This is a genomic window from Gracilibacillus dipsosauri (genome assembly GCF_003176895.1).
Taxonomy (GTDB): domain Bacteria; phylum Bacillota; class Bacilli; order Bacillales; family Amphibacillaceae; genus Gracilibacillus; species Gracilibacillus dipsosauri.
The window spans coordinates 92,808-106,123 of record NZ_QGTD01000020.1 but is presented as its reverse complement, the minus strand read 5'-3'; the positions used below and the strand labels follow the sequence as shown (position 1 = coordinate 106,123).

Below are 13,316 nucleotides of genomic sequence, written 5' to 3'. Positions count from 1 at the left end.
ATAGTCGCCAAACGGTATGAGTTACAAGATAAAAGGCAATATCTTGGTAATGTCACAATTACATTGCACGATAACCAAAAAAAATAATATCAGGTTGAATACCACTGTAACTTTTTGTATTAAAACAATACAAAAAAGGGAAAACGAATAATAAGAATTTTTCATAACATACTAGCAAATAGAAGGTAGGTGAACTGGATGAAAATAGGGGTACCAAAAGAAATGAAAAGTAATGAGAATCGGGTAGCTATGACACCAGCAGGAGTGCTGACACTAACCCAAGCTGGCCATGAGGTGAAGGTGGAAACAGGTGCTGGTTTAGGCAGTGCTATTTCGGATCATGCCTATGAAGAAGCTGGGGCAGTAATTGTACAAACGGCAAGAGAAGCTTGGTCACAGGAACTAGTAGTAAAGGTCAAAGAGCCTCAGCCAGAGGAATTTGTCTTTTTTAGAGAAGGCTTAATTTTATTTACTTATCTACATCTTGCTGCAGAACCAAAGGTAGCTGATGCACTTATTGAAAATAAAGTAACTGGAATCGCGTATGAAACGATTCAAGCTAGAAGTGGAGGCTTACCACTCTTAGTACCAATGAGTGAAATTGCTGGGAGAATGTCTATCCAGGCAGGTGTGCGGTTTTTAGAAAAGGTTCATGGTGGTAAAGGTGTGTTAGTTGGCGGTGTCCCAGGAGTATCCCCAGCGAATGTTGTCATTATAGGTGGGGGAATTGTTGGAACAAATGCTGCACGAATGGCAATTGGATTGGGAGCTAATGTTACGCTATTAGATATAAATATACAAAGGCTGCGAGAATTAGAGGATCTATTCCAAGGTAAAATAAGGACACTTGCTTCTAATGAATACAATATTAACGAACAAATAAAAACAGCAGATTTACTAATTGGTGCTGTGTTAATCCCAGGTGCAAAAGCGCCAAAACTGGTAACAGAAAAAATGATTAAAACAATGGAAGAAGGCTCGGTAGTTGTCGATGTAGCCGTTGATCAAGGAGGAACGATCGAAACGATTGATCGTGTTACTACCCATGATAATCCTATATATGTGAAGCATGGAGTTACTCATTATGCAGTTGCCAATATCCCAGGAGCAGTACCGAAGACAGCAACCTATGCACTAACAAATGTTACCATCCCATATATCGTGCGCCTAGCAAATCTTGGCTTACAGGGGTATGTGAGGAAAGACCCAGCATTTGCTAAAGGTTTGAACACCCATCAAGGAAAGATTGTCCATGAAGCAGTTGCGAAGGGGTTAGACAAACGATTTATAGAGCTTTCGACAATATTTGAATAAAAAAAAGGGCTTATTGTCAGTGCAAGCCCAACTGGATTGCACTTCACTTTAGCCCTTTTTTCTATTTATAGAATGCCAGCTCTTCTTCAATCGCTGCTTTTATTTTTTCTAATGTTTCCTCCGGTGTTTTCCCGTGTACCCTTTTACCATTTACCATAGCGTATGGCTTGAGACGACACAATCCACAAAAATTCAAACAGTCATGTATTAGTACAGCAACCTCCGGATATTCAGATTCAATAATTTCTTCTATATCAAAGGTAGTTATTAAATTACTATCACAAACATCTACCACCACGATTCCTATTTTGATCACCTTCCTTGCCTGCTTACGACTTCCTAGGATCGCTTTTTAAATGAATGCCATCTGCCCTATTTTGTCATTTATCAGAAAAATTATGAATGCTATTATAGCATTATAAGAGCCATTGTAAAAGAAATGGGGCTATGATTGATACAGTTATGGCAGTTATTGTCATCGCCAATGCACTAATAGCACCCTCAAGCTCTCCAAGTTCTAAAGCTTTTGCTGTTCCAATTGCATGAGAAGCTGTGCCAATACCTAACCCTCGTGCAACGGGATGGTCAATACGGAAAATCCTTAACATAAGTGGTGCAAACATTGCCCCACCAATACCTGCAATCATTACACCGATAGCAGCAATAGTCATGTTGCCACCAACTGAATCTGCAATACTTAGAGCTACAGGTGTTGTCACAGATTTAGGAGCAATAGATTGTATGATTACCTCCTCAAAGGAAAACCATTTAGCAAAAACAATTCCACTGGTAACTCCAATGATTGAGCCAATTGCAACACCAATGAAAATGGTTGTGGCATATTTCTTAACTAAATGTCGTTGCCGGTAAAGAGGTAATGCTAAGGCAACGACAAGGGGGCCTAGAAAATGATCTAACCATTGTCCACCTATCATGTACGTTTGATAAGGTATGTCGAAAATGATGAGTAGCAAAACAAAGAAAAGGGATGTGATAAAAATAGGCAATGTGAATGGTGTCGGAATTATGTGATACAATTTTTTACTAAGATAGAAAATAAGCACTGTTAGTATGATGAACAATATTCCAAGTATTAGTCTACTCATAGGATTCAACTCTTTTATGAAGAATTTTCTGAGAAATAATTGCTGTAATAACAGTTACGATTAACGTACTCACGAACGCTATTGGTAGGATTAAAATCCCTTTACCATTTAAAAAATCAAGGTATTCCACTATTCCTACTGTTACGGGAACAAAAAAGATCGGCATATCCTTTAGTAAGAGGTCAATTCCTTTTTCTATCCAATGAACTCTAATTGCTTTTACTTGTAGCAAAAGAAAAAATAGTAGCATGCCAATGATGCTACCAGGAATCAACAAAGAGAAAAGATCTTGAATCCACTCTCCAATATAATAAAATAAAAACAGCATACTGATTTGCGCTGGAACCAGTATATATTTCATCCTGATAAATCCTCCAAATAAAATAATGAAAAATCACTATCTTATCGTAGCACTTTATCCAATCGATGACAAAAAATTAGATTGCTTCTTCGCCCTCCTTTGCTGTTTCCGAATGGTGCAAATAATTCGCTTTCGTGATCACAAATAAGTCATAAATTGGATGATCCATTTCAGAGTGGTTAATTTGTTGGAAAATCTCTGGATAAGTAACATTTGCATATATGACAAAAGGCACCTTCAAAATGGCCTTCATTGAACGGATATTAGATTTACGGATTTTTATAAAAATCGCCTCAATCTCTTGTTGGTAAAAAAGCTCTTCAAAAAATGCGTCTTTTGCTAATTGGTTATATCCCTTTCCAAAATAAGGCTTGCCGATCCACGTCGCTAAAAATCCTGTATTATTCTGAATATCAAACAAGTTTATTGTTCCAATTGGGTTGTAGTAATCATCTAGAATAGTACGAGAAATTAATTCTCCGTTCTCCTCTGCTTCCATTGTCTTTTTGGTTAAAAAATAAAATTCATCTGTGGAATATGCCTTTTGTCTTACATATGGAAAAACCTCTGGGTGCTTCAATAATTCATATAGGGCTGGCACGTCTTGTAAATCTCTCTTTTTTAACATAAAAAATCCCTCCTATTCGATGGAGGGTGTGATGAAAAAGGCAGCTTTGCCCTATAGTGTGTCTCATCCACCCTCGAATTTTTATCAAAAAGCCACAAAAATTCGGGGTGGGAATCGAACCCACTAGAACCAATATCTCAGTATTGGTGGCGCACCATTTGCCTTCCCTTATATGTCATCAAATAACAAAATGAAATTACTAAAAAACTCATTATTATCTTACACAACAATCACTGTAATTGTAAATAGTTTTTTTGTAAAAAAAACAAAAAAATTCTTTGTAATAAGAAGTAATATTAAGGAAAATTTATAAAATATACATTTAATTAATGTAAATGCCAAAATATTCAGTTATTTGCTTTAATATGACCAATAATTAAACTATTTAAGTAAATCTTCTAGTGCTTTTTCGATATGAGAATATTGGAACGAGTAACCACTCTTTATTGCTTTTTCAGGAAGAACCTTTTGCCCTGATTCTACAAGTAGACTCATTTCACCTAGTAGGGTCTTTATGGCAACTCTTGGAACTGGTAACCAGTTAGGCTTATGAAGTGTTTGAGCAATAACTTCTGCCATTTTGCTATTTTTTATAGGACTTGGTGCGGTCATATGAAAGGCTTGATCAATCGTAGGATGATCTAATGAAAATAAAATCATTCCAATGACATCCGTGATATGAATCCATGATACCCACTGCTCGCCTGAGCCAATTTTGCCCCCAACATACCATTTGAATGGCATTGTCATTAAAGGCAAGGCACCTTCCGTCCCTAAAATGACACCAAACCTTGCAATAACCGTACGTACACCATAAGTATTCGCTTCTAGGGCGGTTTTTTCCCAAGCTTCTGTTACTTCTGCTAAAAAATCATTTCCTGATTCCTTTCTTGATTCTGTAAATGTTTCTGTAAGAGAAGTACCAAAATAGCCGACTGCAGAGGCATTGATTAGCACAGCAGGTTTATATTTCATTTCTTTTATCATATCGATGATTGCATAGGTAGCTTTGATTCTACTTTGATAAATACGATCCTTCTTTGATTTAGTCCAATATCCAAAAAGGGACTCCCCTGCCAAATTTATGATGGCATCCAATGGTGGTAATTGAGCAATGGGATTTAGATTCTCATTTAACCAACCGATATAGGTTATTTTTTGCTTATTCCTATGTTTATTGGGATGCCGAGTTAGGATAAATACCTCGTCTCCACGATCAATTAAATGCTTGGTAAGATGTTGACCAACAAATCCTGTACCACCAGCTATCGCTATTTTCATCGTCTCACTCTCCTATTTTTGTTTTTCAATAGTAAACGACTGTAAGAAAAATCTAAGAATCCCCCCCTTTGAAGAACGTGTGTTTGTGTGATAAAATGGTAGGGAAACGAGGTGAGTGTTTTGCCAACCATTTCAAAAATTACCGTTCAAAAGAAACAAAAGTATCGATATAATATTTTTTTAAAGGAAAATGACAAGGAATATTATGCATTTAGTGTGGATGAAGATTTACTAATTTCTTATCATCTCCGAAAAGGTATGGAATTAACCAAGGGACTGATCGATCAAATTCAAGAGAAAGATGCCTCCTATAAAGTGTATACCCTATCTATACGTTTCTTAAGTTACCGAATGCGATCTGAGCAAGAATTAATAGAATATTTACAAAAAAAAGACATAGAAATCACATACATCAAGGAAGTTGTCCAAAGATTAAAACGGGAGAGTTTACTAGATGATTTAGCATTTAGTGAAGCATTCGTTCGAACCAGAATCCAAACAACATCAAAAGGTCCTATATTAGTTAGGAAGGAGTTAAAGGACAAAGGTGTGGAAGCAGCTATCATTGATAGAGCCTTAGAGCTTTATACGTATGATAAGCAATTTGAGAAAACGAAACGATTAATTGAGAAAAAAATGACTAATTCGTCTAAGAAATCTTTCAAGCAACAATTGAATGCCGTTAAACAAAACATTCTTCAAAAAGGCTTTACGCTTGAATTAATTCATGACGTTTTGCAGGAAATAGACTTAGGAGAAGACGCCGAAGCAGAATATCAAGCAGTTGTTTATCAAGGTCAAAAAATACAAACCAAGTATCAAAAGAAAGATACAGGTTATAAGCTAAAACAAAAAGTAAAAGCAGCTTTATACAGAAAAGGCTTTGATGGAGAATCCATTCAACGATTTATAGATGAATATATGGAGGAAGACTTATAAGGAAGAGCACGACTCCTTAGCTCTAATTACAAGCTATAGTGTTTGGATTCGTGCTTCTTTCACTTAATTACTCACAAGGCTTGTGATTTGTTCGATTGCTTCATATACATCATCGACGATGTGTTTTGCTTTAGCCTGTACTTCAATCGGTGCTGATGACATACAGAAGCTATTTGGTGTCATTTCAAACATTGGAATATCATTATAAGCATCACCAATAACGGCTATTTCCGAAGGTTTAATATGTAAATGCTTGGCTAATCGCTTTAATCCATCTGCTTTACTTACACCTTTTGGTACGATATCCAAACAATTCGGGTCAGAAATATAGGATTCGATACTTATTCCGAAGAGGTTCTTTATTTCTTCTTCAATAGATACTAACTGTTTGTTTTCTCCTAACAACATATACTTACTGGGATTAATTTCTGTTCCATACTTATCGATGAAATCAATCCCTTCTATTAATGGGAAATAAAGAAAATTCTCCATCGCTTTTAATTCCTCTGTTCTCTTCGAAATATAGATCTCATCCTTTGTAGAAATACAAACAAGATGTGAGTAGCTTGTAATATGCTCATGCAACTTGTAGCTCATTTCTAAATCAAATGTTCTCTGGTGGATAAAATCATGGGAATCAGACAAAACAAATGCGCCATTTTGACTTACTCTATGGGCATTTTTCCTAATTTCTTTACAAATTTCAAGGATGTCTCGATCTAACCTCCCAGTAGCAATAGCAAAGTCGATCTCAGTTTTTGATAAGCTATGTATAGCTTCAATATCCTTATTTTTAATTGTGTTTCCAGACTTTAATAACGTTCCATCCAAATCTGTTGCAAATAATTTAATCATGAAGAAAACTCTCCCTTCTGCCCCTAGTATACTTCTTTTTCAATAGAAGTTCTAACAGTAAGGATATGTTACTTCCATTCACCTTTTGGATCATGCTACAATAAGAGTAATATTAAATGGTGGTGCGTAAAATGGAGAGAAGATATAGTTCCTATACTGTAGAGGAATTAAGAAAAGAAATGGCAAATCTTAAGGAAAAAGTACAAAAGGCTGAACAGCTTGGTAATATAAGTGAATATGAAATATTAGAACGGAAATTACAAATGGCAGCGGCCTATCTTGTCAATCCGGCTGATTTTAAAAAAGGCGATAAATATGAGCTTGCGAAAGACCCAGGGCATCAATTTCAAATTACCTATATTAATGGCGTATTTGCTTGGGGACACCGCATTAATCTATTGGGACAACACTTGGAACAAGAAGAAGCAGTGCCGTTATCTATTCTTGGCGATAAAATAGAAGGGTGATTATGACACTCCATAATCCTAAATTAAAGGAGCTGACTCAAAAATTGTCAGCTCCTTTAAAAAGTCGAGGAAACCTGTTTATCCACATTTAATTTACTTTGTAGTTTTTCCTCTGAAAAAATCCAGCCTGTATAAGAATTCATTATTCGCTGATTATCGTCGATTTGTACTACAGCGACAAATGGATAATGACCAGCTGTTCGATAACGTAGATCGATAAAACGAATTTCACTGAAGTCATCATACATGTTCCATTCCCAGCGATAAATCGGGGAGAAGGAAAGAAAAGCAGCGATATTTTTATCCTTTTTCGCAATCTCGAATAACCTATTATCTGGTACAGGCATCTTATCAAATTGGTCATTTACGACAATGTGTCCATCTTCTACTTGACCAACATAGTAAAAGTCTTTCGTAGTGATGGCAATTCGCCATATATTTTGCTTCGTTGTCGGTGAAGTAGCAATTTTTTCGGTATAGTCAAAGTGTTCGTAAATCAATTTAACAATTTCTCTCTTGTCCATATATCTTTTAATGTAATACAATAATATAATAAAATAGATGGCAAGCCATGTGTAGCCTGGAGTGGCACCTAATATCCATGCAATAATCCCAATAACATGAAGACTAAAAATATAGGGATCAAAGGTGCTAATAAAACCGTGAGCTACCCATTTTTTTGTGAATGGGCGATAGGCTTGTGTGCCATATGCGTTAAAAATATCAACAAAAACATGCAGAATTACTGCAAGAGATGTCCATAACCAAAGATGTAAAAAATTCACCTCGGGTAAGAAAAGGTAGATTATAGAAGAAATAGCGATTCCCCAAAAGATTACTAATGGAATCGAATGAGTAATACCTCTGTGATGTCTTAAATAGGTGGCATTATTTCGTAATTTCAGGATTGTATCAAAATCAGGTGCATGGGAGCCGACTATGGTACCAACCATAACAGCTGTAAATAGTGCAGAGTCCTGTTGTACAACTGGATCTAAAGTGGCAATACCACCAAGAGCAATGCCCATTGTGATATGTGTTGCAGTATCCATTCTTAGTTGCCCCCTATAAAAAATTATCTAACTCGAATAACACTTTTTCTAACAACATTGTAACATGAAGGATGAATTATTGTGAAAAATAATCATGATCATATAGCCATTACTATTAATATACCCCAATTTCGTAAAGATTTAATCGATTGGTTTGAAAAAGAACAAAGAAATCTTCCTTGGCGCAAAAATCAAGATCCATATCGAGTATGGGTGTCAGAAATTATGCTACAACAAACAAAAGTGGATACCGTTATTCCATATTTTAATCAGTTCACTAAATCTTTTCCTACATTATCTGCCTTAGCAGAAGCAGATGAACAAGAAGTATTAAAGGCGTGGGAAGGATTAGGGTATTATTCTCGAGTCAGAAATTTGCAAACAGCGGTACGGGAGGTAGTCGAAAATTATGATGCTAAGGTGCCAGATGAGGTGGAGTCACTTGGGAATCTAAAAGGAGTTGGTCCATATACAAGAGGTGCCATTCTAAGTATTGCGTATAATAAACCAGAACCAGCGGTTGATGGAAACGTAATGCGTGTATTGTCAAGAATATTATTGATTGAGGAAGATATTGCTAAGGCCAAAACAAGGAAAATTTTTGAACAAGCTGTCCGTGAACTGATATCAAAGGAAAATCCATCTTATTTTAATCAGGGATTAATGGAGCTTGGTGCACTCATATGTACACCGAGAAAGCCAAGCTGTATGCTTTGTCCTGTTCAAGATCATTGCACCGCATTTGCAAAAGGTGTAGAGCAATCATTACCAATAAAATCAAAGAAAACAAAACAGAAAATAGAGGACCACTTTACATTAGTGATCGAAGATGATGCTGAAAAGGTTATGTTAGAACAAAGACCAGATACTGGGTTGCTCGCTCAAATGTGGCAATTCCCAATGGTAAGCAAAAAGGAAGTAAGCGAGTCATTGCTTCAAACCTATATAAAGGAAAAGTTTGAAATAGATGTAATTCAATTAGAAAAATTAAAGCCAGTTAAGCATGTTTTTTCCCATATTACATGGAATATGGATGTTTGGCGAATAAAAGGAGTAGGCCAACCAAAAGGATTGATGCTGCCTCTAGATGAAGTAACACAATATCCGATGCCTGTTTCACATCAAAAGGTATTATCTCAAATACAAGAATATAACGGTAATTAAGCCATCGCGTGGCCGAATTGATTTAACCATTTTTTTCTATTTTATAATTCGTGGATAAAAAGTTTTTAGGTGGGTAAATTAATGGTCGTGGAGGTGATTATGATGGCTAAACAACCAAACAAAGCTAACCAAGCACAAGCAAGCAAAACAAATGCTCAAGAGGTTAAGCGCCAAAACCAACAAGCTGCTCAAGGTCAAGGACAATTTGGTACTGAGTTCGCTAGCGAAACAAATGCTCAAGAAGTAAGAGCACAAAACAGAAAGTCTGAAAGCAACAAAAAATAACATTTCAATCAAAGGCTTAGATCATTCTCACAATGATCTAAGCTTTTTCTATATATAGGGATATTTACTTATTTTTACATAGATATATTCGGTTCATTCTAGTTGTATTATTTTATTTTATAAAATTTTATCGTTATAATAAAGGATGACCTAAAAGACGCATCTTAAGATGTAAATAAAAATAAAAAAATTATAGGAAGGAAGATACGTATGGATGGCCTTGAACCAGGTAGAAACATTCAAATACAGAGCTATAAACATAATGGTCAGCTCCATCGTATCTGGGATACAACGACCATATTGAAGGGAACGAACAATCGCGTAATTGGGGCAAATGATAAAACCCTTGTGACAGAAAGTGATGGTAGAACATGGATTACAAGAGAACCAGCAATATGTTTCTTTCATGTGAAATATTGGTTTAATATAATCGGAATGTTACGTAATGATGGCATTCATTACTATTGTAATATTAGTTCACCGTTTGTTTTTGAGGATGGCGCTGTTAAATATATCGATTATGATTTGGATGTTAAAGTATTTCCAGATATGACTTATACCCTTTTGGATGAGGATGAATATGAGCTGCACAAGGAACAGATGAATTATCCCAAAGTATTAGACAAAATATTAAAAAATAATGTAGAGCACTTATTACATTGGATTAGACAGAGGAAAGGACCATTTTCACCTGAGTTTGTAGATCAGTGGTATGAGCTTTTTTTGACCTATCGATCTTAAAACTTACACTAACATAGAGAAAGGTGAATATCATTTGGATAGTATTAGAAGATATATAAAATATGTTGTACCATACAAATGGAAAATTTTATTAACGATATTTATCGGGATCATTAAATTTGGGATCCCTTTATTAATTCCATTAATCGTTAAATATGTCATTGACAACATTATCGGTTCTGAAACAATGAGCTCCAATGAAAAATTAACAGAATTAGCTTGGCTCATGGGTGTAGCTGGATTTGTTTTTGTTGTGCTACGTCCACCAGTTGAATATTACCGCCAATATTTGGCCCAATGGACTGGAAATAAAATCCTATACGATATCCGTGAGAGATTATTTGATCATATCCAACGCTTAAGTATGCAGTTTTACGCAAGGACGAAAACCGGTGAAATCATTTCACGTGTTGTTCATGATGTGGAACAAACGAAAAATTTCGTAATGACAGGACTTATGAATGTTTGGCTGGACATGGTTACCATCTTAATTGCGATCGGAATTATGCTTTATCTTGATGTTTGGTTAACGATTGTGGCCATTGCATTATTTCCTTTATACGGAATATCAGTAAAAATATTTTATGGAAAGCTTCGAGAATTAACAAGAAAAAGGTCACAAGCATTGGCGCAAGTACAGGGACATCTACATGAACGCGTTCAAGGGATTCCTGTTACAAGAAGCTTTGCATTAGAGGAATATGAACAGGGGCAATTCGATAAACAGAATAAAAATTTCTTAGATAGAGCGATTGATCATACGGCGTGGAATGCGAAGACATTTTCGGTGATGAATACGATCACGGATCTTGCTCCATTATTAGTAATTGGCTTTGCCGGATATTTTGCTATAACTTCTGGATTAACGGTTGGAACAATTGCTGCCTTCGTAGGCTATATGGATCTTGTATACAACCCTTTACGACGCCTTATTAGTTCATCAACAGTACTAGTGCAATCCATTGCTTCTATGGATCGGGTCTTTGAATTTATTGACGAAAAATACGATATTAAAGATTCACCAAATGCACAAAATTTAGAAGAAGTAGAAGGCGAAATTGAATTTGATCATGTTTCTTTTCGCTATGACGAGGAAGAGGAACTGGTATTACAGGATATTTCCTTAAAAGCGAAAAAAGGGGAAACCATTGCATTAGTAGGGATGAGTGGTGGTGGAAAATCTACCATTATTAGCCTGATACCTAGATTTTATGATGTAACGAGTGGTCAGATTTTACTCGATGGAACGGATATTCGTGACGTTAAGGTTCGTTCATTGAGAGACAAGATTGGTATGGTGTTACAGGATAATATTCTCTTTAGTGAATCAATTGCTGCGAATATTCGCATGGGAAACCCTGATGCCACAGACGAAGAAGTAATAGAAGCTGCTAAAGCGGCAAATGCACATAAATTTATTAGTGAATTATCAAATGGGTATGATACTCTAGTTGGCGAGCGTGGAGTGAAATTGTCAGGAGGGCAAAAGCAACGAGTCGCTATTGCACGTATTTTCTTGAAGAATCCACCATTATTGATATTAGATGAAGCAACTTCTGCATTAGATTTGGAGAGCGAAAGCTTAATACAGGGAGCATTAGAGAAACTAGCCTCTGATCGCACAACGTTTATAGTAGCACACCGATTGTCAACCATTACTCATGCTGATCGTATTATTTTAATTGAAAATGGTCTTATTAAAGAGGAAGGAAATCACCAGAAATTAATGCAAAAGCGAGGAAGCTATTATAACCTCTATCAAATCCAGGAATTAGATAAACAAAATAATTGAACCAAATGAAGCCCTTACTATACAGCTCTAGTAGGGGCTTTTAATTTAAGGTAATATTCGTTTTTTCTTTTCCTCTATTTCGATTACCATACCTTGATGAAACTTTTGGTAGCTGTAAAGCAATGTTTGCAGATGAAGAATTTCTTTATGATATTCCATTAAACGAGCGGCTAATGGGAGTAGGGACAATGGATCTTCTTCATCCTTTTCATAAAGTTGAAACAATTGATCTACAACGTGAGGAATGTTTGGTGTTGTAATCTCCTCCACCAATTTTGTTTGGTTTCTTCTAATTCTTCCCATAGCACTTAATAATAATCTCTCATGAGAATAAATAATTTTATCTAATTCCTTCACAAGTACACCTTGGAATTCCTTTGGTATTGTTTCAATCTTGTTGTCATATTGGTGAAACGTTTCTAATGTTTCGAGAGATTTTTTGGATGTGATAATCATTTGCTTAAAAACCGCTAGTCTACGCATTTTAGGGATTCGGTTTTTTTTACGGTAAATTCTCTCCTCGCTAAACAATAAATAAGTATTGTCAATAAGCTTGATTTCCCTTTGTAGCTTTTCTACTTCCACCTTCAATGCTGGCTCATCAGAAAGGTGTCTTGTCGAAATACGAAGCCATTGTAAAATCTCCGTTGTTACTCGGTTAATATGTTTAAATAATTTTTGCTCATAATTAGGTGGTAAAAAAACCATATTTACGATAAATGCTGAAACAATTCCTAAGCTTAACGAAAAAAATCGCAATCCTGCGAAATGTAGGAGCAACATTTCAGTCGTTTCCATAATCGCAAGTATGGCAATAATAGCAAGTGCGATTGTGTTTTCATTCATTTTTAGATATAGACATATTCCAATAACGATAATAGTTGTAAATCCAATAACAATAGGATCATTCCCTATCGTAAAAACAACAATTGCTGCAATACTGACTCCAATTAAATTTGCATAAATTTGTTCAAACATCGTCTGGAAGGAGCGGTAAATGTTTGGTTGGATCGCAAATGCTGCTGCAATTCCAACATAAGTTGGTGATGGAATTCCGATTAGATTGGCAACATATAAAGCTACAGCTACAGCAATACCTGTTTTTAACATCCGTGCCCCGAGCTTCATATAAATGTTCCTCCCAACTTTTAGTTCGTTTTAAAATTAGTTGCAAAAGACGTACCCACAACCTCTTTTGTAGATATACTGCACTTTTTTCACAAGTATACCACCGATAATGGAATGAAAAAACTTCAGAGCATAGAAAGGGTATGAAAATTTTAAATCAGAGAAGAATAGGAAGAAGGTCAACTATAAAGTATACATGAGAA

15 protein-coding genes are annotated in these 13,316 nt (G+C 35.7%); 7 read left to right on the top strand and 8 right to left on the bottom strand.

Features of this window, described 5'->3' with window-relative positions:
* The first annotated feature begins 198 nt into the window (after positions 1–198).
* The gene (gene ald, locus DLJ74_RS18480; protein WP_109985571.1) at positions 199–1,314 is read left to right on the top strand and encodes an alanine dehydrogenase; all 1,116 of its coding nucleotides are present in this window, start codon (positions 199–201) and stop codon (positions 1,312–1,314) included.
* A gap of 61 nt (positions 1,315–1,375) precedes the next feature.
* Here the strand turns inward: ald and DLJ74_RS18475 are convergent, their stop codons facing one another.
* The 5 genes from DLJ74_RS18475 to DLJ74_RS18455 all read right to left on the bottom strand — a co-directional run bounded on the left by DLJ74_RS18475 (position 1,376) and on the right by DLJ74_RS18455 (position 4,690).
* On the bottom strand, positions 1,376–1,621 hold the full coding sequence (locus DLJ74_RS18475; protein WP_054787375.1) for a YuzB family protein: 246 nt from the start codon (positions 1,619–1,621) through the stop codon (positions 1,376–1,378).
* 109 nt (positions 1,622–1,730) lie between these two features.
* The gene (locus DLJ74_RS18470) at positions 1,731–2,420 is read right to left on the bottom strand and encodes an LrgB family protein (protein WP_054787303.1); all 690 of its coding nucleotides are present in this window, start codon (positions 2,418–2,420) and stop codon (positions 1,731–1,733) included.
* Positions 2,413–2,781, bottom strand: a complete 369-nt coding sequence (locus DLJ74_RS18465) for a CidA/LrgA family protein (RefSeq protein WP_054861557.1) — start codon at positions 2,779–2,781, stop codon at positions 2,413–2,415. Before DLJ74_RS18465 ends, DLJ74_RS18470 begins: the two co-directional genes overlap by 8 nt.
* 76 nt (positions 2,782–2,857) lie before the next feature.
* Positions 2,858–3,409: a GNAT family N-acetyltransferase gene (locus DLJ74_RS18460; protein WP_054861558.1), complete on the bottom strand. Its 552-nt coding sequence runs from the start codon at positions 3,407–3,409 to the stop codon at positions 2,858–2,860.
* Positions 3,410–3,790: 381 nt separating this feature from the next.
* Positions 3,791–4,690 (bottom strand): TIGR01777 family oxidoreductase, encoded by a 900-nt coding sequence (locus DLJ74_RS18455; protein ID WP_109985570.1) that lies wholly within the window; start codon positions 4,688–4,690, stop codon positions 3,791–3,793.
* A gap of 120 nt (positions 4,691–4,810) precedes the next feature.
* On the opposite strand from DLJ74_RS18455, the gene recX reads away from it, so the two are divergent.
* A complete protein-coding gene (gene recX, locus DLJ74_RS18450; RefSeq protein WP_054861465.1) occupies positions 4,811–5,629 on the top strand; it encodes a recombination regulator RecX in 819 nt (272 codons plus the stop codon).
* A gap of 63 nt (positions 5,630–5,692) precedes the next feature.
* Here recX and DLJ74_RS18445 read toward each other — a convergent pair whose 3' ends face one another.
* Positions 5,693–6,484 carry an HAD family hydrolase gene (locus DLJ74_RS18445; RefSeq protein WP_109985569.1) on the bottom strand — a complete coding sequence of 264 codons (792 nt, stop codon included), beginning with the start codon at positions 6,482–6,484 and terminating at the stop codon, positions 5,693–5,695.
* A 131-nt stretch (positions 6,485–6,615) separates the two neighbouring features.
* Here DLJ74_RS18445 and DLJ74_RS18440 point away from each other — a divergent pair, with 131 nt between their 5' ends.
* Positions 6,616–6,951 carry a YfhH family protein gene (locus tag DLJ74_RS18440; RefSeq protein WP_054787310.1) on the top strand — a complete coding sequence of 112 codons (336 nt, stop codon included), beginning with the start codon at positions 6,616–6,618 and terminating at the stop codon, positions 6,949–6,951.
* A gap of 56 nt (positions 6,952–7,007) precedes the next feature.
* On the opposite strand, the gene DLJ74_RS18435 is transcribed toward DLJ74_RS18440, so the two are convergent.
* A complete protein-coding gene (locus tag DLJ74_RS18435) occupies positions 7,008–8,003 on the bottom strand; it encodes a metal-dependent hydrolase (protein ID WP_109985568.1) in 996 nt (331 codons plus the stop codon).
* An 81-nt stretch (positions 8,004–8,084) separates the two neighbouring features.
* On the opposite strand from DLJ74_RS18435, the gene mutY reads away from it, so the two are divergent.
* From mutY to DLJ74_RS18415, 4 genes are all read left to right on the top strand, one after another.
* Positions 8,085–9,167 (top strand): A/G-specific adenine glycosylase, encoded by a 1,083-nt coding sequence (mutY, locus tag DLJ74_RS18430; protein ID WP_245902387.1) that lies wholly within the window; start codon positions 8,085–8,087, stop codon positions 9,165–9,167.
* 102 nt (positions 9,168–9,269) lie between these two features.
* Positions 9,270–9,452 (top strand): gamma-type small acid-soluble spore protein, encoded by a 183-nt coding sequence (locus tag DLJ74_RS18425; protein ID WP_054787376.1) that lies wholly within the window; start codon positions 9,270–9,272, stop codon positions 9,450–9,452.
* Between the two features lie 210 nt (positions 9,453–9,662).
* Positions 9,663–10,193: a nucleoside tri-diphosphate phosphatase gene (ntdP, locus tag DLJ74_RS18420; RefSeq protein WP_109985567.1), complete on the top strand. Its 531-nt coding sequence runs from the start codon at positions 9,663–9,665 to the stop codon at positions 10,191–10,193.
* A 34-nt stretch (positions 10,194–10,227) separates the two neighbouring features.
* Positions 10,228–11,985 carry an ABC transporter ATP-binding protein gene (locus DLJ74_RS18415; RefSeq protein ID WP_109985566.1) on the top strand — a complete coding sequence of 586 codons (1,758 nt, stop codon included), beginning with the start codon at positions 10,228–10,230 and terminating at the stop codon, positions 11,983–11,985.
* Between the two features lie 45 nt (positions 11,986–12,030).
* On the opposite strand, the gene DLJ74_RS18410 is transcribed toward DLJ74_RS18415, so the two are convergent.
* Positions 12,031–13,113, bottom strand: a complete 1,083-nt coding sequence (locus tag DLJ74_RS18410) for an FUSC family protein (RefSeq protein ID WP_109985565.1) — start codon at positions 13,111–13,113, stop codon at positions 12,031–12,033.
* Positions 13,114–13,316 lie beyond the last annotated feature (203 nt).

Coding starts and splice junctions, on each gene's coding strand:
- ald (WP_109985571.1), top strand. CDS start 199: ATGAAAATAGGGGTACCAAAAGAAATGAAAAGTAATGAGAATCGGGTA.
- DLJ74_RS18470 (WP_054787303.1), bottom strand. CDS start 2,420: ATGAGTAGACTAATACTTGGAATATTGTTCATCATACTAACAGTGCTT.
- DLJ74_RS18465 (WP_054861557.1), bottom strand. CDS start 2,781: ATGAAATATATACTGGTTCCAGCGCAAATCAGTATGCTGTTTTTATTT.
- DLJ74_RS18460 (WP_054861558.1), bottom strand. CDS start 3,409: ATGTTAAAAAAGAGAGATTTACAAGACGTGCCAGCCCTATATGAATTA.
- DLJ74_RS18455 (WP_109985570.1), bottom strand. CDS start 4,690: ATGAAAATAGCGATAGCTGGTGGTACAGGATTTGTTGGTCAACATCTT.
- DLJ74_RS18445 (WP_109985569.1), bottom strand. CDS start 6,484: ATGATTAAATTATTTGCAACAGATTTGGATGGAACGTTATTAAAGTCT.
- DLJ74_RS18440 (WP_054787310.1), top strand. CDS start 6,616: ATGGAGAGAAGATATAGTTCCTATACTGTAGAGGAATTAAGAAAAGAA.
- DLJ74_RS18435 (WP_109985568.1), bottom strand. CDS start 8,003: ATGGATACTGCAACACATATCACAATGGGCATTGCTCTTGGTGGTATT.
- DLJ74_RS18425 (WP_054787376.1), top strand. CDS start 9,270: ATGGCTAAACAACCAAACAAAGCTAACCAAGCACAAGCAAGCAAAACA.
- ntdP (WP_109985567.1), top strand. CDS start 9,663: ATGGATGGCCTTGAACCAGGTAGAAACATTCAAATACAGAGCTATAAA.
- DLJ74_RS18410 (WP_109985565.1), bottom strand. CDS start 13,113: ATGAAGCTCGGGGCACGGATGTTAAAAACAGGTATTGCTGTAGCTGTA.